Genomic DNA, 20,336 nt, shown 5'->3' on the forward strand with positions numbered 1-20,336 from the left:
AAAGGAGATAGGAGATTCTAAAATTGGCGTTTTTTACATTCGTTGGCCAATATAATGAGAGACTGGGTTTGTTGCGTCTGTCCGTTAACTTGCGCTTTCGCATGTTTCGGACGAGTCCACGTATGGTTAAATAATTCAGAACGACTATCTAAACGATCACGGTAGCTCATCTTTATCACCTCGTGTAGGAAGTTAATTTTTTAGGCTGTACCTGTACTACTCTTCCTGCTGATTTGCAGCACGCATACGTTCTTGTGGGTGCGTGTTAATTGTGCCGTTAGGTCGTTTCGAAGCGAAGCGTGATTTCGCTTTCGGCTGACCGTCGATTTTGCTGTTGTTTTTTGACTCAGACCAAAATTCGGCTTGTTTACCCATTGAGAACGCCCTCCTCATCATCAGTTGATACCTCTTTAAGAAGTATCACTTATAGAATGTGCAAAATAGAAGAAACTATCCTTTAGAAATGAAGGGATAAATAGGTAAAAGGAGATTAGAACATGAATGATATTTATGAAGCATTAACGAAAGAATTATTAGACAAGAATGACAAGCTTTCTTACGGACAAGCTCGTGCGTGGGTTGAATTACTTTGGGAAGATTTTCAAACAACTTATGCGAAATCAGGTCGTTATCAAGGGGAGGAGATGACTGAGCAAGTAGTAAGAACATGGATTAATAATCATGGAGCGCGTCTTCATGAAATGCGTACAAATAATCCGAAATACAGCCATTTAATTAATCAAGAAGACCATTTAAAACATTAAAAAAGCGACTAAAGTCGCTTTTTTTAATGTGGAAGCAATTCCAGTTTCTTTCGAAGTTTTTCTTCGCTGAAAATCCATCCGGTATAAGAATTAATAATATTTAAATTTTGATCGAGCTGAACGATTGCAACGAATGGATAATAATCTTTACTTCGATAGCGCAAATCAATGAATCGAATTTCGTAATAGTTATCATAATCAAAAATATCCCAACGATATACAGGAGAGAAAGATAAGAAGGCCGAGATGTTTTCATCTTGTTTAGCAGCTCTCATAATAGCGTTATCTGGGAACGGTACCCGATCGAACTTATCGTATATCATAATGTTACCACGATGCCATCTCGCAACGTAGTAATAATCAGTCGTAACGACTGCTAAATGATAATGATAAAATCGATAAGAAGGAGAAATGATGATCTTCTCAACATGTTTGAAACGTTTGTGTACAACGCTTCTTATATTTCTATGCATCATAATCCGTCCGATATAGTAAACAATCATTAATATATATGCAGCTAAGGCTGTATATCCTTTATGGGAACCTACGAGCATGCAAGCAATCGCAAGTATATGGATAAAGAAAATCACAGTATCAAACGTATTAATTATGCCGAGTGCGACCCATTTTTTTGTGAAAGGCCGTAACGCTTGTGTACCGTAGGCATTGAAAATATCTACAAAGACGTGAAGAAAGACAGCTATAAATGACCAAAGTAGTAGATGAAGATATGGAGCGTCTGAAAAGAAGGCGAAAGAGATGCCGCTTATAAGGAATGACCAAAGAATTACTGCAGGAATGGAATGAGTAACCCCGCGATGATTTCTTATATATTTAGCGTTATTACGCAATTTTAAAACTGTATCGATGTCAGGAATATTGGAACCAGCAATTGTAGCGAGCATAACTGCTTGTGGTCCAATATCACTTTGCGCTATAGCTGGGTCTAATGTTGCCAAACTACCTAAAGTGACACCCATAACAAGGTGAGTGGCTGTGTCCATAGAAATCCACCTCCGTTTTTTATTAATGTAACTCTTTTTATTCGATACCTCAAGTCCTTTGCCTTCTATTTCCTATGTCATCTTACTTAAATTTTTTCCTAAAAATCTTTATAATAGTACGTATATGCAAAAAAATGAGGGGGATCAAGTTTGACACTTGAAATATTAGAAAAATTTAACATAGAGCAGTTTCAAAATGATTTAATTGGTTGGTTTGAAAAAGAGCAACGCGACTTACCGTGGCGAAAAAATAAAGATCCATACCGTGTTTGGGTTTCGGAAATTATGTTACAGCAAACAAGGGTAGAAGCTGTAAAACCATATTACGCAAATTTTATGGGGAAGTTCCCTACGTTGGAAGCTTTAGCAAATGCTGATGATGAAGAAGTATTAAAAGCATGGGAAGGTTTAGGGTATTATTCTAGAGCACGAAATTTACACACGGCTGTAAAAGAGGTAAAAGAAGTATATGGCGGGATAGTACCGAGTGATGTAAAGAAAATTGAAAAATTAAAAGGAGTGGGACCATATACAAAAGGTGCAATTTTAAGTATCGCATATGGTATACCAGAGCCAGCAGTTGACGGAAATGTTATGCGCGTGTTATCCCGTATTTTATCAGTATGGGATGACATTGCAAAACCGAAAACTAGAAAAGTGTTTGAAGAGATTGTGCGGGAAATTATTTCAGCTGAAAATCCATCTTATTTTAATCAAGGTTTGATGGAATTAGGTGCACTAATTTGTATTCCTAAAAATCCAGCATGCTTACTTTGTCCTGTACGTGAGCATTGTAGGGGATATGCTGAAGGTGTTCAAAAAGAACTACCAGTAAAAAGTAAAGCGAAAGCTCCTACAATGGTACCGCTTGTTGCAGGAGTACTTCAAACTGAAGATGGTCGTTACGTTATTAATAAACGTCCAAGTAGCGGATTATTAGCTAATATGTGGGAGTTTCCGAATATTGAACTTGGTGAAGGGATTCGAAGTCAGAAAGAACAGCTTATAGATTATATGAAGGAAAAGTTTGAGCTTTCGATTTCTATTGATGAGTACGCAATGAATGTGCAACATACGTTTACGCATCGCACCTGGGATATATTCGTATTTTACGGAAAAGTAACTGGTGATATTGTTGAAACAGATACATTAAAGTTTGTATCGAAAGAAGCATTTGAGCAGTTACCTTTCTCTAAATCGCATCGTACGATTTATGAGAGTTGTGTTGAGAAAATTACAATGCAATAAAGTGAAACTTTAATCAGTGGGGGTTGTCTTCATCCCCCACTGATTATTAGTTGAACTAATCGGACTTTTATGGGCAGTTGATCCCCCACATAAATTCTTTGCTTTCGCTGCATTTTGAGGTGGGGGTCTTACTGCCCATTAAAGCGGGATAAACAAAAAAAGTGTTCCCTAGATTGGGAACACTTTTTTAATCGTAAGAAATTTTTGTCCCATGAGTCCAACTGGCATTACCTTCTTGTAAGCCACCTCTTGATTCAATTTCTATTACAATTTCTTTATAAATACTTTGACCTTCTGCGTTTAAATAGGGCAAAATCTGTTGTAATGAATGATGAAAATAAGCTAATTCATCTTCTTTCCATTCATTTTTTGAAATCATCGTTAGTTCAGTCATATCGCGTCCTATATACATATTTCCACCTCCGTACCCTATAGTTTGAATGAGTATTAAGAGATATATGCGGAAATTTTTCAACAAAAAATTACGGATAGTTTCCGAGTGAATTGGTTACATTATTGGTTGTGGAGGTGAGAAAGATGAGTAAAAAACAACAAGGTTATAACAAGGCAACTTCTGGTGCTAGCATTCAAAGTACAAATGCTAGTTATGGTACAGAGTTTGCGACTGAAACAAATGTACAAGCAGTAAAACAAGCAAACGCACAATCAGAAGCAAAGAAAGCACAAGCTTCTGGTGCACAAAGTGCAAACGCTAGTTATGGTACAGAATTTGCAACTGAAACAGACGTGCATGCTGTGAAAAAACAAAATGCAAAATCAGCTGCAAAACAATCACAATCTTCTAGTTCAAACGAGTAATGAAAGAAAAACACTTCTCCAATTCGAGAGAAGTGTTTTCTTTGTGTGCGGGTCATTGTAATGAAAAGAAAGTGAACGACATAACTTCTAATAAGTCAACAAATGTAGTCAAAGGAGAAGGAAGTTAAAGATTAGAAATATGTAATTAGGAATAATAACTAATGAATAAATCTAAAAGGGGGTAAGTAATGAAGGATTTTGATAAGTTGGTAGGAGAGCAATTGGAAACGATGGATGAGCTGTTAAAATTGCAATCACACTTAGAGAAGTATCAGCAAATTGAAGTGAGTGAAAAGGATACGTGCGATAAAAAAGACTTACATTTTATTCGCCAAGAAATATATAGAACAGAAATAGCATTGAAACTATTACATGAAAAATTCGAAAAGCAAACGAATAGTGTGATTAAATCTTTTGAAACTGAAAAAATGATTTCAAATTTAGGATAAGATATGTTCTTACCTTCAGATGAAAAGTCCTTCTTAACATGAAAATAAGGAAGGGCTTTTTCTGTTATTATTTCCTCATTTATAAATGAGTCAGGAAAAGCCTCAGTAGGGATATGGTATTCAACAATAAACATGCAGTGTGAAAAATAGAGTCTTGTCGCTTTAGTTTTAAAATTTCGACAAAAAAGTTATAATAGAAAAAAAGTGAATGCAGTTCAAAGGATAGTTGATTTAATTTAAGAAGGGCATTTGCAGTTGAAAGAAGGGAGCATATATGGCATTTCCCAAAGAAGGAGAAAAAGTACAAATACATAGTTATAAACATAATGGCTCCATTCATAGAATGTGGGAAGAGACAACGATTTTAAAAGGGACACAGAGTCTTGTAATTGGAGCGAATGATCGAACAATAGTTACAGAATCAGATGGCCGAACATGGGTTACTCGGGAACCTGCAATTTGTTATTTTCATGCAAACTATTGGTTTAATGTGATTGGGATGCTAAGAGAAGAGGGCGTATATTATTATTGTAATTTAAGTTCTCCTTTTGCATATGATTCAGAAGCATTAAAGTATATTGATTATGATTTAGATATTAAAGTGTATCCAGATATGACATATACACTGTTAGATGAAGATGAGTATGAAAAGCATAGTCAAATCATGCAATATCCACCTGTTATTGATACAATTTTAAAGCGAAATGTAGCACATTTAACGCAGTGGATTCATCAAAGAAAAGGTCCATTTGCACCAGATTTCGTAGATATGTGGTATGAGAGATATTTAATGTACAGAAATTAAAACAAACCTGCAGGGGATTTCCCGGCAGGTTTGTCCTATTAGAGGGGGGATTATGTGCAAGGTATAAAAAGATATTTACAATTTGTTAAACCATATAGATGGCTTATTGCTATTACAATTGTTATCGGTCTAGTTAAGTTCGGTATCCCGCTTATTATGCCATGGTTATTAAAGTATATTATCGACGATGTAATCCAAGGCGGGGGTTCACTTCAAGATAAAACGTCCCAATTAATAACGGCGATTGGGATAGCCTTTTTTATTTTTGCAGTATTAAGGCCACCGATTGAATATTATCGTCAATATTTCGCGCAACGTATCGCGAATACAATACTATATGATTTGCGGAAACATATTTTTGGTCACTTGCAAAAATTGAGCTTGCGTTATTATTCGAATACAAAAACAGGAGAGCTTATTTCACGTGTAATCCATGATGTAGAGCAAACGAAGGATTTTGTAATTACCGGTTTAATGAATGTTTGGTTAGATACTGCGACAATTGCGATTGCTATTATTGTTATGTTTTCTATGAACATAAAGTTAACGTTTGTTGCTTTATTGATTTTACCTATTTATGTTGTTGCGGTGAAATATTTTTTCGGACGTCTTCGAAAATTGACGAAAGAACGTTCACAAGCGTTAGCAACTATGCAAGGTTATTTACATGAACGTATTCAAGGAATGCAAGTGACGCGTAGCTTTGCATTAGAAGAGTATGAGGGTAAGCAGTTTGAAAAAAGAAATAATGAATTTTTAACGAAAGCATTAACGCATACAAGTTGGACGGCGAGAACATTTTCGGCAGTAAATACTTTAACTGATTTAGGCCCGTTACTTGTCATTGGTTTTGCAGCATATGAAGTAATTCAAGGTCAGTTAACGCTAGGGACTATGGTAGCTTTTGTTGGTTATATGGATAGTTTATATAGTCCGCTTCGCCGCCTTGTTAATTCATCTACAACATTAACGCAATCTTTCGCCTCGATGGATCGAGTGTTTGAACTGTTAGATGAAAAGTACGATATTGTTAATGTGCCAAATGCGGTACAAGCGAAAAAATTAAATGGAGAAATTGTATTTGATAATGTGTCTTTTCGTTATAATGCAGATGAAAAAGAGATATTACATAACTTGTCATTAACTATGCGGCCAGGAGAGAAGGTAGCACTTGTAGGAGCGAGTGGGGGAGGAAAGTCATCTCTTGCTAGTTTAATTCCGCGTTTCTATGATGTTTCGGAAGGGTCAGTTTATGTAGATGGGATAGATGTAAGAAAGTATGATATGAGAAATTTACGTAGCCATATTGGAATTGTACTGCAAGATAATTTATTATTTAGCGATACAATCGGAGCTAATATTTTATATGGAAATCCGAAAGCTAAAGAGACAGAAGTGATTGCAGCAGCCAAAGCCGCGCAAATTCATGATTTTATTATAGAGTTACCAGATGGTTACAATACTGTTGTTGGAGAACGTGGTGTGAAGTTATCTGGTGGGCAAAGGCAACGTGTAGCAATTGCGCGAGTATTTCTAAAGAATCCATCGTTACTTATATTAGATGAAGCAACTTCTGCTTTAGATTTAGAAAACGAACGGTATATTCAAGAGGCACTTCAAACGTTAGCTGCTGATCGGACGACGATTATAATTGCACATCGATTAGCAACGATTACGCATGTTGATACAATTATTTACATTGAAGATGGTGAAATTAAAGAAACAGGTTCTCATGAAGAGTTAATGAAAAAAAGGGGATTCTATTACAATTTATATCAACTTCAAAATATAACAGAAACAGCTCCTTTAGCGTAAAAAGGAGCTGTTTTTTATTCGTCTTCTTTTTTATCGTCGATTTGGAGTTCTGTTTCTGGTTTATGGTATGTGTAGAAGCTATCCACAAGTAAATCTAAATGCTCTACTTCTTCACTATAATTAATAATTGAAGAAATAAGAGGGAATAGATGTAACCATGTTTTATATGCTTCCTCATCATCTTTGTTTTGATACTCCATAAAGATATCAATTAATTCTTGTTTACCTGTTTCAACTTCATCAAGCATCTCAACGGATTGTTGTTTCTTTGCTTTACCAATAAATTTTAATAAAACTTGTTCATGATAATGCGTTAATGAGTCAAGTTCGTTTTGAATAGATTCCTGAAATTCTTCTGGCATATAGCGCAGTTCATTTTCAGTGCGATGTAATGATTTTAACGTACTTAAAGCACGGCTTGTCGTCGCTAACATTTGTCTGAATAAAACGAGCTTACGAATTTTTGCGAACTGTACTTTTTTCGTGTAGCTTCTTTCTTCTTTATACAGCAAATAGTAATGGTTTAGTTTGATCATTTTTTCTTTCATACGATCAATATCAGTTTTTAACGTTGTAAAGTCAGAAGCTTGCCTGCTATTCATTCGAATCCATTTCACAATTTCCTCTGTATTATCAACGATACGATGATAAAGCTTTGTTTCGTATTTTGGCGGCATAAACACTAAATTTACAATTGAAGCCGCAATAATTCCGATCATAATCGTCGCAAAGCGAAGTAAGGCAAAACTAAAGAAATCTTCGCCTTGATACTCCATAATGGCGATAACTGTTACTAAAGCAATTGATATTGTGTTTTCTAATCGTAATTGTAATGTAAGAGCAATTACTAATATACATGTTAATCCAATAATAAAAGGATTATGTCCAAAAGCAGTAGCAAATACGATAGCGAATACCGCACCAATTACGTTTGCTTGAATTTGTTCAAGTGCAGTTAAATATGAACGATATACAGACGGTTGAACAGCGAATATAGCTGAGATTCCCGCAAATACCGGACTCGGTAAGTGAAGTAAAATACAAGCAAATAAAGCTAATGTGATGGCAATACCCGTTTTTAAAATGCGAGCACCAAGTTTCATACCCTTAATAAGATCCTTTCTCTTGTCATAATGAATGTACAACATGATACTATACATTCATTACAATATGTTAGCAAGTGATATTTTAGTGATATAAAAAAAGAAATTAAGATTCATTTATCCCGCTATTTGCGGGCAGTAGAACTCCTACCTCAAAGTTCGGCTAGAGCAAAGGAGTTAGGTAGGAGTCGGGCTGCCCGTAAATGCCCGATTGGTGTGGGCTAATAATCAGTGGGGGATGAACAAAACCCCCACTGATTAAAGTTTCACTTTATAATTTTTTCCTAATTCTTTTTAAACATTAATTTTTAGTAAAAAAACCTGCTGAATTTCAGCAGGTTTCAAATTGTTACTATAGATTACTATGAGAAGTATACTTCGTCAATTTTTTATTGAAAATAAAAAGGGTATATATCACTCAGTTGAGATAGATGGATCAGCCTGCTCCTTTTTCGGGATAATTTCAAAAAATTGCTGCTGCATATCATCTAGTAACGGGGTTAACAAAGCAACTTCCTCATATTGCTCATGCTCATTTAATACACGAATATAATCTAGCAATAGTTCAGTTACATCTTGCACACCATTTTTACTAATTGATTGTAATGTAACATTTGCACCTTTTGCGATTCTTCTTTTTAAGGCTTTTTCTGTTAAACCTAAGTTTGAATCATGACGTAAATAAACAACACCACCAGTCATACCAGCACAGATCCATGGACCAGGATCTCCTAAAACAAGAGCCCGCCCATTTGTCATATATTCAAAAGCGAAACCTTTAATATTCGAGTATGATCCTATATTTCCTTGCTCTTTTTCACGGAGTGGTTTTGTCATTCTCCCTCCAATTATCATGTCTGCTCCAGAAAGGCGAATACCAGCACGAGCGTCGGCGTTACCTTGCACGTATAATGCACCTTTTTGTGCACCATATCCAAATCCTTTTCCGACAGACCCATTATAATATGTTCCATTTTTACCTTTTGCTTTCGTTATATAAATGCCACCGCCAAATGAAGTTTTGCCAATGCCATCTTGTGCGCCGCCATTTACGTGTATAAATAAGTTTTCACTATTGTAAGCACCTAATCCATTTCCAGGAACAGAGCCATTTGTATACTTTAATGTAAGTGGTTCAAGCTTTGTATCTTCATATAATTTACTACGAACGCGATAACAAGATTCTAAACCGCCCATAACTCGTTGTTCTACGCCAACTCCTACTAATTCTTTTGAGTGAGGAGAATGCACTGTTTCAAATTGTTTTTCTTCCACAGATACTCTTGTTGTAACAGTTGAATTTTCTATCGTTTGTAGTAAATTACATAACTCTAACAAATCTTGACCTCGAACTTGTTCTAATAAATCGGAACGCCCGACAATTTCTTGTAAATTTGTATAACCGAGTTGCCCTGTTAACCGTTTTAATTCTAAACCGAAAGTGGTGAATAAATTTAATAGGCCAGCAACTGCGCTTTCTAATTCGCGCGGGACGAAGCGGCGTAATCCATGTTCTTTCGCTTGTGCTTCAGATTCAATTTGTGTTGCAATTCCAACGTGGCAAGTATCTAGATGACAACCACGGCAAGTTGTACAGCCGATGGCAATCATTGATAATGTACCAAACCCAATACGGTTTGCTCCAAGAAGCATGATTTTTAAGGCATCATTTACACTTCGAATACCACCATCTGCCCAAATTTCTACTTTATGTCTCATACTTGCTTCTAGTAGAGCGTTGTGAGCAGCTTTAACACCGATTTCTACTGGAAGACCTACATGTTGTAATGCATGAATACGTGCAGCCCCTGTTCCGCCGTCAAATCCGCTAATGTTAATAAAATCAGCGCCAGCTTTAGCGATACCGACAGCAATTGTTCCAATGTTAGGAACGACAGGGACTTTTACAGCTACTTTTGCAAGTTGATTAGCCGTTTTAATTTCTGTAATCATTTGAGCTAAATCTTCAATCGAATAAATATCATGGTTGTTAGAAGGCGAAATTAAATCTGATCCAATTGTAGCGTTACGTGCCTCAGCAATTTTTGCGGTTACTTTAGAACCTGGTAAATGTCCGCCTTCGCCAGGTTTTGCGCCTTGACCGATTTTTATTTCAATTAAATTTGATGAATTTAGTAGTTCAGCGTTTACTCCAAATCGGCCAGATGCAACTTGTTGTCCACGTGTATTTGGGTATTTGCCAATCATATCTTTAATTTCGCCGCCTTCACCGTTCAAACTAATCATATTTAGCTGATCGGCAGCTTCTGCATATGCACGAAAGGCAATTTCATTTTGAGAACCGAATGACATGGAACTAATAATAAACGGTAAATCATGATTTTGAATGCTAATAGACACTTCTTCAGCCGGAACGACATGCTTTGTTTGTTTCGTTTGAACAAGGTGTCTGATTGCAATCGGATTACTGTCTTCTAATTCACTTAACTTTTCGCGGTAATCATCATAAGAATTTCCTTTTGCAACATCACCAATTGCTTTCCAAATCCGTGGGAATATATGAAATGATTTTCGCATTCTAATTTTAGGGTTGTTATAATCATTTGCCCGCGATTTCGCATCTTTAGCAAGCGATTCAAGTGAAAAAGCTAAATCATTTGAACCGAAGAAATTCGTAATTTGTAATATATTTGCGATTTCCTCATGTAATCCGATAGAGGAATAGAGGCGGCCGTAACCACGTAACTCATGAATTCCAATTGTTGAAATGACTTTCTCTAGTCCTTTATTAAGTGCATTATACAGATTCATAATTGGTGTTTTTGATCCATCATTTACGGTCGCGAACAATAAATATGGATTAATACTGTCTGCTCCTAATCCATATAGTGTGACGATATCGTGTAAGGAACGAAGGGCACCAGAACGTATAACGAGAGAACAGTTTCTGCGTAATTTATTTTCACTTAATACTTGATGTACTTTAGCGGTAACTAAATGTGGATCCATCCATAACTGTTCATTTAGATGAGCTTTTGCGTCATCTAATAATAGTAGGGAAGCACCATTGTTAACGGCAGCTATCGCTTCGGAACTAATTCGATTTAATGCGCATTGTAAAGTTTCTAACGGACTGAAGGTGGCAGAAATTGTAGCGATAGAACTATGTGTAACGAACAACTGTATAAGTTGTTCGTACGTAATTGTGTGCAATTCCTCTGCGATAGATTGTGCAACACTTCCTTCTAAAATAATTGGTGAAAGCATCTCAACTACAAATGGCTGTTTAGCGCCGCTTAATAAACTTGGACGCTCTCCAAGTATCGTCCGTGTGGAGAAGTGTTCGACCTCTCGATCGCGATCGATTGCTGGATTTGTAACAACGGCTACACTTTCCTTAATAAAGTCAGCAATATTTCGTCTATCCGTATCGAGTGCAGCAAGTGGCGAGTCATGACCAAGTGACCGAATTGGCTCAACTCCTTTTGTTGCCATCTGTTCAAGGAGCTGAATATGCTCTCGATCCCACCCGAAAGAAACGTACTGTTTCGTTTCAACTTGAACAGAATCACATAATCCTTGGATTTCTTTCGCTTCAGGGATAGATAAGTTTAAATGATAATTGTTAACATCGATTCGTTTTTGGAAACGATTATATACTTCAATTTGGTATTTGTCGTATTCATAAAGAACAAGTTCATCTTGTTCATTCCATTTTAATCCGACCTTTTCTCCAGGAGCGAGTGGTTTCGGTTCTTCTACATATTCGGTTGGTGATACAACTCCAGGTTCAGAAGAGAAAATATAAGAGCTTTCTGTTTCTACTTTCCATACTGGTCGTAGGCCAAGGGAATCGACGCTGAATACAGCTTCATCTTTATAGCGTGAAATAATGCCAGCTGGTCCTTGTGCGAAATGTCCCCAAGCTTCTCTTATATAAGTGTATAAGTTTTGTAAGTTTGTTTCGTATAGTTTTATTTCATTAATAATTGGTGGGAATAGTATATCCATCGCTTCAAATAAGCTGTAGTTATATTGAACAAGAAGAGTCTCTAAGGTGCGGTTTAAATCTTGGGAGTCACTTCCCCCTGCCGTTAGTGGTACATGAATCATTTCGGCTTGATCACGTAATTTGGCAATTGTATTAATTTCACCATTATGTCCGAGAATGCTAAATGGTTGTACACGAAAAAAATTAGATAATGTATTAGTAGAATAGCGATTATGTCCTAATGTCATAGTTGAAGCGATAAGTGGGTGTTGTAAATCGTTGTAATAGGCAACAAGTGTATCTCCAGCACCTAGAACTTTATATACAACATGATCACGACTTAATGAAGCAACGTGAATCGCTTCGTTTTCCTCTATTTTTATCGTTACAGCAAATAATGTTTGCTCAATACTTTTAACTTCATTTTCAGCGATAAGGGCAACTTGCCAAAATAAAGGTTCTTCCTGTTTACCAAGTGGACCGAGTGCATCGGAATTTATTACATCATCACTTTCGAAAATAATAGTAAAGTTTTCATTGTTTAATTGCGTACGAATGTAATTTTTTAAGTCAACAATATTTTCTTTTTTGTTTAGAAAAAAATGTCCAACGATAAAGTGGGGATGATCCACAATCGTTGGATTATATCCGCTACTTTTCAATTTTTCGTTCCAAAGTGCTTTTGGTACATCAATATGGATTCCAATACCATCGCCCTCGCCATTGATGAAACCAGCTCTATGGTTCATTTTGATTAGTGATTGTATACAAAGGTCGATATTTTCTTTTGTAGGAATTTTTCTTTTTTCCATAACGGAAACGATTCCACACGCATCATGTTCTGCATTTTTATAATCTCGAAATAAAGACGGTGTCCATGTATTTTTTTTATTGAGCATCCGTCAATCCCCCCTCTTGTAAAAGATTGAATAATCTTACTATTTAAGGTGTAAATCACCTTGTACACAGAGATAATAACGATCTAAAAGAATATAAAACAGATAATTATGAATAATTATACTATTAATGCGGGATTTATGAAATAGAAAAAAGGAAAAAAGAAAGGTAACCTTTCTTTTTTCCTTGTAATGACAGTATTATTTATTGTCTGCTAAAGCAGCAAATGCTCTTCCAACAGCTTCGATTGTATATTCGATATCTTCTTGTGTATGTTCTGTCGTTAAGAACCATGCTTCATATTTAGATGGTGCTAAATTAATACCTTCTTGGAGCATAAGTTTGAAGAATCTACCGAACATTTCACCATCTGTATTTTTGGCTGCATCGTAATCTTCAATTGTATTTGTCGTGAAGTATACAGTTAATGCACCCTTTAGGCGGTTTACTGTAATATCGATATTATGTTTTGTAGCTTGCTCTAAAATTCCTTTTTCAAGCATTGCGCCAAGTTCATCTAATTTCTTGTATACGCCTTCTTGTTGAAGAACTTCTAGACAAGCGATACCAGATGCCATAGAAGCAGGATTTCCTGCCATTGTACCAGCTTGATATGCAGGTCCAAGCGGGGCAACTTGTTCCATAATTTCTTTCTTACCACCGTAAGCGCCAATTGGAAGTCCGCCGCCGATAACTTTACCAAGTGCAGTTAAGTCTGGTGTTACGCCAAGTAAGTCTTGAGCACCACCGTACATAAAGCGGAAAGCAGTAATAACTTCATCATAAATTACTAATGCACCAGCTTCATGGACAAGCTCATTTACTTTCTCAAGGAATCCAGGTTTAGGCTCTACAATACCGAAGTTTCCAACGATTGGCTCTACAAGGATAGCTGCTACTTCATGTCCCCATTTATCTAACGCTTCTTTTAAAGTTTCTACATTATTAAAGGGAACGGTAATAACCTCTTGTGCAATACTTTGTGGCACACCAGCTGAATCAGGAGTTCCAAGAGTAGAAGGGCCAGAACCAGCTGCTACAAGTACTAAATCGGAATGACCGTGGTAACAACCAGCAAATTTCATAATTTTTGTGCGACCAGTGTAAGCGCGGGCAACACGAATGGTTGTCATAACGGATTCTGTACCAGAGTTTACGAAGCGGACTTTATCTAATGCAGGCATTGCTTCTTTTAACATTTTTGCAAATTTTACTTCTAGTGCTGTTGGCGTTCCGTATAGTACACCATTTTCAGCAGCTGTTGTAATTGCTTTTGTTATATGGGGGTGAGCATGTCCAGTAATAATAGGACCGTATGCTGCTAAATAATCGATATATTTATTTCCATCTACATCCCAGAAATAAGCACCTTTTCCACGTTCCATTGCAACGGGAGAACCACCTCCAACTGCTTTGAAAGAACGAGAAGGACTATTAACACCACCAACGATATGTTCTAAAGCTTCTTTATGTAATGCTTCTGATTTCGTGAAATTCACTACAATTCATCTCCTTACAAAAATCTATGTATTATTCTAACATGTTTTTAGAAAAGACGTATTGTTTGTGATAGAAGGAGCAGTTGGGTAAACTATTCGTTGTGACATTTAGGAAGGGGGTCCGATTATGAAATCGGTAATTGAGGTACAAGGGTTACGTAAAGAGTTTACAGCCTATTCAAGTCGTCCGGGATTAAAGGGGGCATTTCGCGATTTATTAAATCGTAATTATAAAATAGTACCAGCAGTAAATGATGTGTCTTTTACTGTGAAGCAAGGTGAAATGGTTGGTTATATTGGTGAGAATGGTGCTGGTAAATCAACGACGATTAAAATGCTTACAGGGATTTTGACTCCGACTTCAGGGCAAATCACGGTGAACGGAATGAATCCACATAAACAAAGAGAAGAATTTGTGAGAACAATTGGTGTTGTTTTTGGTCAGCGCTCTCAGCTTTGGTGGGATATTGCGGTACAAGAATCGTTTCGTTTATTGAAGAAAGTGTACGGTGTTTCAGACACTCAGTATAAGGAACATATGGAGCACGTAATCGAAACGTTAGATATTGGTCCTTTATTAGATAAGCCTGTCCGAAAGTTATCTCTTGGCCAAAGGATGCGCTGTGAATTAGCGGCAGCATTAATTCATAATCCACCGTTACTATTTTTAGATGAGCCAACAATAGGGCTAGATGTTCTTGTGAAATTGAAAATACGTGAATTCTTAAAAGAGATGAATGAACGTTATAAAACAACAATTTTATTAACAACACATGATATTACTGACATTGAAGCTTTATGTGAGCGCGTTATCATGCTGGATGAAGGAAATATTATGTATGACGGTTCTTTAAATAACCTTCGCACACAGTGGGGAGCAGAGAAGGAAATCCATTTTCAATTTGTCGCTCCAGTTTCTTATCAGATGTTATCGATGGTTATGCCAGATAGTCAAGTCGTTTGGTCAAAAGCGAAAGAGGAAAATGCGTGGCTTGCAAAAATACCGAATGAAGAAATTATTATTTCAATGCTTATTTCTAAAGTAGTACAAGCTTTTCAAATTAAAGATTTAAAAATTAACGAAGTGTCTACAGAGGAAATAATTCGTAACATTTATGAAGAAGGTATTAAGCATGGGTAAGTATATTGAAATGATTCGCATTCGCTTTTTAATGATGCTTGCTTATCGTACAAATTATTACAGCGGGATTTTAATTTATACGATTAATATCGGTGCGTATTATTTTTTATGGCAAGCGATTTATAGCGGGAAAGAGAATATTGAAAGTTTATCTATTTCGCAAATGACCACGTATATTGCGATCGCATGGATGGCACGTGCTTTTTATTTCAATAATATAGATAGAGAAATTGCGATGGAGATTCAAGAAGGGCGTGTGGCGGTAGAACTAATTCGTCCATATAACTATTTAGGAATGAAAGTTATGCAAGGTCTTGGCGAAGGGATATTTCGTTTTGCGTTCTTTTCAATCCCAGGTATGGTCATCGTTACTTTGTTATTTTCATTACAAATTACAACGAATTTTCAAACGTGGTTATATTTCTTCTTATCGTTAATATTTAGCTTTATCATTAATACACAAATAAACTTAATGACGGGAATGCTTACATTCTTCTTATTTAATAATAGTGGAATTATGTATGCAAAACGTGTTGTGATTGATTTATTTTCTGGTTTATTATTACCGATTAGTTTTTATCCATTATGGGCCCAAAAAGCAATGGTGTTTTTACCGTTTCAAGCAATTAGTTATATTCCGAGTATGATTTTCTCTGAAGGTATACAGGGAAGTGAGTTATATGAAGCTTTGTTATTTCAAGTAATTTGGGCAATTATACTTATTATTCCAATTGTACTCATGTGGAAAACGGCGAGAAAACGTCTAATTGTACAAGGGGGATGATAGGATGCTATATATAAAATTATTTTTGCAATACGCAAGCCAATATATAAAAACTAAATTAGAGTATCGAGGCGATTTTATCGTCGGATTACTTTCGGATTTATCACTACAAGCGGTTAATTTAATCTTTATTCTCGTAGTATTTGGGCATACACAAGCATTAAAAGGATGGAGCCGAGAAGAAGTCATCTTTATTTATGGTTTCTTTTTAGTACCGTTTGCCATTTTTTCAGCATTCTTTAACATATGGGACTTTAATGATCGTTACATTATTAAAGGTGAAATGGATCGTGTATTGACGAGACCAATTCATAGCTTATTTCAAATTATATTAGAAAGAATGGAACTTGAATCTTTAATTGGAGCGGTTACAGGAATTATTGTAATGGGATACGCAGCAGTGGAACTAAATTTATCCTTTTACTGGTATGATTTCTTCCTATTCTTACTGATGGTAGGAGGAGGAGCGCTTGTGTATGGCGGGATATTTGTTACGCTTGCGAGCCTTGGTTTTTGGTCGGATGCGAAAAGTTCCATTATGCCGCTTATGTATAACATAGGTAATTATGGCCGCTATCCTGTTAATATTTATAACCGTGTAATTCGTTTCATTTTAACGTTTGTTTTACCATTTGCATTTGTTGGAGTATACCCAGCGGCGTACTTCTTAAGAAAAACAGAGTGGAATAGCTATGCATTTGCAACGCCAATTGTTGGTGTCATTTGCTTTACTATTGCAATTACTCTCTGGAATCAAGGGGTAAAACGATATCGTGGTGCGGGGAATTAATTATAGAAGCTTGTTCGTTTCAAAGGGATAAATCAGCCGCCCATCTCATACATATAAAATGAGGTGGAGGACATGTTATGGGGATTTATTCTATTAATTGCAGCAGTAGCTATTTTAAGAAGTGTCCAATTATTATGGAGTTCGTATTCAGATTCAAAACGTTTCTTTTCGTTATATAATTTAGCCTCGTTATTTTTAATTTATACAACAGTACTGATTGCATTTGGATTAAGTTATGTTGTATTAGAGGAAATGGGTTTTACAGTTTTGAAAGAAGATGGTGAAAGGTTGACCGCTCATTCTTTTCAGCTTGTTGAAATTTGTTTATATTTTAGTGCAGTCACTTTATTGTCCGTTGGATATGGTGACATAGCTCCGATTGGAATAGGGAGATGGATTGCAATCGGAGAAGCACTGATTGGATATACATTACCGTTTGCTTTTGTGATGAGGTCTGTAATAGACAATGAAAAATAAGATCGCATTTGATATAGTAAAAGAAACAATAAGGAGTGATAATAATGATTACAGTAGGAGAAATGGCACCGGAATTCACGTTAGAAGGAAGTAACGGAGAACAAGTTCGCTTAGCTGACTTTCGCGGGAAAAATGTAGTTCTATATTTTTATCCGAAAGATATGACTCCAGGGTGTACAACAGAAGCATGCGATTTTCGTGATGCATATGGATTATTTCAAGAGAAGGATACGGTTATCCTTGGTGTAAGCCCTGACTCAGCGAATAGACATTTGAAATTCATTGAGAAGCATGAACTTCCATTTACACTTTTAGTAGATGAAGATCATAAAGTGGCAGAATTGTACGATGTTTGGAAATTGAAAAAGAACTTCGGGAAAGAGTATATGGGAATCGAACGCTCGACATTTCTTATTAATAAAGACGGTGAACTTGTAAAAGAGTGGCGTAAGGTAAAAGTAAAAGGGCATACCGAGGACGTTCTTTCTTATATAAAGTAAACCTATAGTGGAGGTAAAATATATAGAAGTAAGGCAAGTGTCTATACATATTTTATCGTCTTACATAAAGTGGAAGTGTAGGGCATACCTCCTCAGATGATAGTATTCCAAGTGCGATTATGTCGCACTTTTTTCTATGTAAATGTATAGAAACTGGGGAAAGATACATAAGAATAAGGCTATATACAAAAATAAACCACATACTTATAGTAGAAATATTGACGATTTATAAGAAAAGGAGTACACTCTTTATAAGAATTATAAAATAATAATCCGTATAGAATCGGGGTGCATGACGGTGGTCAAAGAAGAATTAAAAGAAGCGCTAGAAATGCTGAAAAATACGGGTGTACGCATTACTCCACAGCGTCATGCTATTTTAGAGTACCTTGTGGAATCTATGACGCACCCAACAGCGGATGACATTTATAAAGCATTAGAAGGTAAGTTTCCAAATATGAGTGTTGCAACTGTTTATAATAACTTACGTGTATTTAAAGAAGTTGGACTTGTAAAGGAATTAACTTATGGAGACGCTTCAAGTAGATTTGATTATGTTACAAGTCAACATTATCATGTGATTTGTGAAAAATGTGGTAAGATTGTTGATTTTCCTTATGGAGGATTGGAACAGCTTGAAGAGGAAGCTGCGAAAACGACAGGCTTCGTTATTAATAGTCATCGCTTAGAAATTTATGGCGTTTGTCCAGAGTGTCATAAGGCGTAATATATAATAAAAAAAGAGGCTGACGGTTACGTCAGCCTCTTTTTTTATTATATAAAGGTATCTTATGTTTATTTGGAATTACAGCGTTAAGTGGAAAGGCCCATGGGAGCAAGTTACGTTAGTAAGAGGGTTAGATAAAACTGCGTCGAATAGATTTTATGTAGTGAAAATAACATCTTGGGGGATGCGCTTTGAAAACATATGAGATTAAAAATAACATTCCAACATTGGAAGAATACAAGTATTTATGTGACTCTGTCGGGTGGACTAATTATATGAATTTTGAAGTGGTGGAAACATCACTTCAAAATTCTATTTACTGCGTCACAGTCAATGATAATAATCGAATTGTGGGTATGGGGAGAATTGTTGGTGATGGGGCTATCTATTTCTATATTCAAGATATAGTGGTTCATCCAGATTATCAAAAGAATGGTATTGGAAAGAAAATAATGAGTGCTTTAGTTGAATACTTAAATCAGACTGCACCGGATAAAGCGTTTGTTGGTTTGTTTGCATCAGAAGGTAAAACGTCATTCTATGAAAAATATAATTTTAAAGATTACTCACCCAACATGACGGGGATGTTTACTGTAATATCGAAAAAATAGACATAATAAATTTTAGAAGAAGACAGTAAGCGATATGAAAGGCATCGTTTTTCTAATAGCCTTTTTCCTTATTAAACTAACGGGAACTTCAGTTTAATAAGGAAAAATTAAAAAGTCGATTTCTTGGTTAAGAAATCGACTTTTTAATGAGTTGAAACTTCTTTAGCTTTGTAAATAGAACTGTACCCTATATCCCTATAATTTATAGCTCTTCTTATTATATTTCTCATCAAATTCTTTTCCTTCTAGATTTCGATCAAGTGTTAAAGGTTGATTGCAATGCATACATGCGTCGACACGACCGAGCATTTTTGTTGGTTTATCGCAGCTTGGACAAATGATTTGTATAGTCTTTGTAGATAACATACCAATCCAAAAGTAAACGACAGTACTAGCGATAACAGCTAAAAAACCAACCATCATAAATGTTGTCATAATAATAATGTTGTCGCGGAAAAAGACACCTAAGTATGCAATGAAGAGGCCGATAAATACTAAGCTTAATGCAAAGGTCCGAATTTTATTGATTTTGTTTGAATATTTAATGCTCATTCTCACCACACTCCTATAATAATAATATAACACAAAATTTAGAATTTTCATTCGCTGGAGATTATGTTAAAGCGATAAGATATGAAATAAGGAGGAATGAAGAACGAACGGAAATAATGATGGTTATCAAAGGTTTTTTAACTCCTTAACGGGATGTGAAATTTTTTTATAAAAAGTATTGACCCTATATATACTGCGTGATATATTAATAAACGTCGCTGATGCGGAAACGCAGAAAATGACAAAAAAGAAATTGAAAAACTTAGTTGACATCGAAAAACGAAGATGTTAACATAAGGAAGTCGCAAATGAGTGGCCGAGTAGTTCTTTGAAAACTGAACGAAACAAACAACGTGAAACGTCAATTTTTATTTTTAGATGCTAGACAAACTAACTTTA

Annotated in this window: 21 protein-coding genes; 13 read left to right on the forward strand and 8 right to left on the reverse strand. The window is 35.8% G+C overall.

All coding sequences use genetic code 11. The features are described 5' to 3' along the window. Positions 1 to 17 precede the first annotated feature (17 nt). Positions 18 to 170, reverse strand: coding sequence for a YpzG family protein (locus tag JDS98_RS25500; protein WP_000122093.1), 153 nt, complete (start codon positions 168 to 170; stop codon positions 18 to 20). 46 nt (positions 171 to 216) lie between these two features. After that, positions 217 to 375: a small, acid-soluble spore protein K gene (locus JDS98_RS25505; protein ID WP_000517891.1), complete on the reverse strand. Its 159-nt coding sequence runs from the start codon at positions 373 to 375 to the stop codon at positions 217 to 219. A gap of 122 nt (positions 376 to 497) precedes the next feature. Between JDS98_RS25505 and JDS98_RS25510 the strand changes: the two genes are divergently transcribed. Beyond that, complete coding sequence (locus JDS98_RS25510) at positions 498 to 764, forward strand: YfhJ family protein (RefSeq protein WP_000998161.1); 267 nt, start codon at positions 498 to 500, stop codon at positions 762 to 764. Between the two features lie 23 nt (positions 765 to 787). Here the strand turns inward: JDS98_RS25510 and JDS98_RS25515 are convergent, their stop codons facing one another. Further along, positions 788 to 1,768, reverse strand: coding sequence for a metal-dependent hydrolase (locus JDS98_RS25515; protein ID WP_000379139.1), 981 nt, complete (start codon positions 1,766 to 1,768; stop codon positions 788 to 790). 150 nt (positions 1,769 to 1,918) lie between these two features. Between JDS98_RS25515 and mutY the strand changes: the two genes are divergently transcribed. Beyond that, positions 1,919 to 3,016 carry an A/G-specific adenine glycosylase gene (gene mutY / locus JDS98_RS25520; RefSeq protein WP_000171373.1) on the forward strand — a complete coding sequence of 366 codons (1,098 nt, stop codon included), beginning with the start codon at positions 1,919 to 1,921 and terminating at the stop codon, positions 3,014 to 3,016. A gap of 187 nt (positions 3,017 to 3,203) precedes the next feature. On the opposite strand, the gene JDS98_RS25525 is transcribed toward mutY, so the two are convergent. Beyond that, positions 3,204 to 3,428: a hypothetical protein gene (locus JDS98_RS25525; protein ID WP_000275432.1), complete on the reverse strand. Its 225-nt coding sequence runs from the start codon at positions 3,426 to 3,428 to the stop codon at positions 3,204 to 3,206. A gap of 125 nt (positions 3,429 to 3,553) precedes the next feature. On the opposite strand from JDS98_RS25525, the gene JDS98_RS25530 reads away from it, so the two are divergent. From JDS98_RS25530 to JDS98_RS25545, 4 genes are all read left to right on the forward strand, one after another. Beyond that, the gene (locus JDS98_RS25530) at positions 3,554 to 3,835 is read left to right on the forward strand and encodes a gamma-type small acid-soluble spore protein (RefSeq protein WP_000039034.1); all 282 of its coding nucleotides are present in this window, start codon (positions 3,554 to 3,556) and stop codon (positions 3,833 to 3,835) included. 188 nt (positions 3,836 to 4,023) lie between these two features. After that, the gene (locus tag JDS98_RS25535) at positions 4,024 to 4,284 is read left to right on the forward strand and encodes a YgaB family protein (RefSeq protein WP_000651154.1); all 261 of its coding nucleotides are present in this window, start codon (positions 4,024 to 4,026) and stop codon (positions 4,282 to 4,284) included. A 274-nt stretch (positions 4,285 to 4,558) separates the two neighbouring features. After that, complete coding sequence (gene ntdP, locus JDS98_RS25540) at positions 4,559 to 5,089, forward strand: nucleoside tri-diphosphate phosphatase (protein ID WP_000885402.1); 531 nt, start codon at positions 4,559 to 4,561, stop codon at positions 5,087 to 5,089. 54 nt (positions 5,090 to 5,143) lie between these two features. Beyond that, positions 5,144 to 6,904, forward strand: a complete 1,761-nt coding sequence (locus JDS98_RS25545; protein WP_001161636.1) for an ABC transporter ATP-binding protein — start codon at positions 5,144 to 5,146, stop codon at positions 6,902 to 6,904. A gap of 14 nt (positions 6,905 to 6,918) precedes the next feature. Here the strand turns inward: JDS98_RS25545 and JDS98_RS25550 are convergent, their stop codons facing one another. The 3 genes from JDS98_RS25550 to hemL form a co-directional block, all read right to left on the reverse strand. Then, positions 6,919 to 8,007 (reverse strand): aromatic acid exporter family protein, encoded by a 1,089-nt coding sequence (locus JDS98_RS25550; protein ID WP_087969380.1) that lies wholly within the window; start codon positions 8,005 to 8,007, stop codon positions 6,919 to 6,921. A 414-nt stretch (positions 8,008 to 8,421) separates the two neighbouring features. Beyond that, complete coding sequence (locus JDS98_RS25555) at positions 8,422 to 12,858, reverse strand: glutamate synthase-related protein (protein ID WP_097957040.1); 4,437 nt, start codon at positions 12,856 to 12,858, stop codon at positions 8,422 to 8,424. 198 nt (positions 12,859 to 13,056) lie between these two features. Then, positions 13,057 to 14,355 (reverse strand): glutamate-1-semialdehyde-2,1-aminomutase, encoded by a 1,299-nt coding sequence (gene hemL, locus JDS98_RS25560; RefSeq protein ID WP_199634471.1) that lies wholly within the window; start codon positions 14,353 to 14,355, stop codon positions 13,057 to 13,059. Between the two features lie 127 nt (positions 14,356 to 14,482). Here hemL and JDS98_RS25565 point away from each other — a divergent pair, with 127 nt between their 5' ends. The 7 genes from JDS98_RS25565 (at position 14,483) to JDS98_RS25595 (ending at position 19,385) form a co-directional block, all read left to right on the forward strand. Then, a complete protein-coding gene (locus JDS98_RS25565) occupies positions 14,483 to 15,496 on the forward strand; it encodes an ABC transporter ATP-binding protein (RefSeq protein WP_098711275.1) in 1,014 nt (337 codons plus the stop codon). Next, a complete protein-coding gene (locus JDS98_RS25570) occupies positions 15,489 to 16,280 on the forward strand; it encodes an ABC transporter permease (protein ID WP_000521521.1) in 792 nt (263 codons plus the stop codon). Before JDS98_RS25565 ends, JDS98_RS25570 begins: the two co-directional genes overlap by 8 nt. 4 nt (positions 16,281 to 16,284) lie before the next feature. Beyond that, a complete protein-coding gene (locus JDS98_RS25575) occupies positions 16,285 to 17,070 on the forward strand; it encodes an ABC transporter permease (protein WP_000965746.1) in 786 nt (261 codons plus the stop codon). 72 nt (positions 17,071 to 17,142) lie between these two features. Further along, on the forward strand, positions 17,143 to 17,547 hold the full coding sequence (locus JDS98_RS25580; protein WP_000964354.1) for a potassium channel family protein: 405 nt from the start codon (positions 17,143 to 17,145) through the stop codon (positions 17,545 to 17,547). Between the two features lie 44 nt (positions 17,548 to 17,591). After that, positions 17,592 to 18,047, forward strand: a complete 456-nt coding sequence (gene bcp, locus JDS98_RS25585) for a thioredoxin-dependent thiol peroxidase (RefSeq protein WP_000633719.1) — start codon at positions 17,592 to 17,594, stop codon at positions 18,045 to 18,047. Between the two features lie 298 nt (positions 18,048 to 18,345). Further along, a complete protein-coding gene (gene perR, locus JDS98_RS25590; RefSeq protein ID WP_000237831.1) occupies positions 18,346 to 18,774 on the forward strand; it encodes a peroxide-responsive transcriptional repressor PerR in 429 nt (142 codons plus the stop codon). A 191-nt stretch (positions 18,775 to 18,965) separates the two neighbouring features. Next, a complete protein-coding gene (locus tag JDS98_RS25595) occupies positions 18,966 to 19,385 on the forward strand; it encodes a GNAT family N-acetyltransferase (protein WP_000860626.1) in 420 nt (139 codons plus the stop codon). Positions 19,386 to 19,580: 195 nt separating this feature from the next. Here JDS98_RS25595 and JDS98_RS25600 read toward each other — a convergent pair whose 3' ends face one another. Further along, entirely contained in the window at positions 19,581 to 19,937 is a 357-nt protein-coding gene (locus JDS98_RS25600) for a YgzB family protein (RefSeq protein WP_000025051.1), read from the reverse strand. Between the last annotated feature and the right edge of the window lie 399 nt (positions 19,938 to 20,336).

The organism is Bacillus cereus group sp. N11, from assembly GCF_016483605.1.
Classification (GTDB): domain Bacteria; phylum Bacillota; class Bacilli; order Bacillales; family Bacillaceae_G; genus Bacillus_A; species Bacillus_A toyonensis.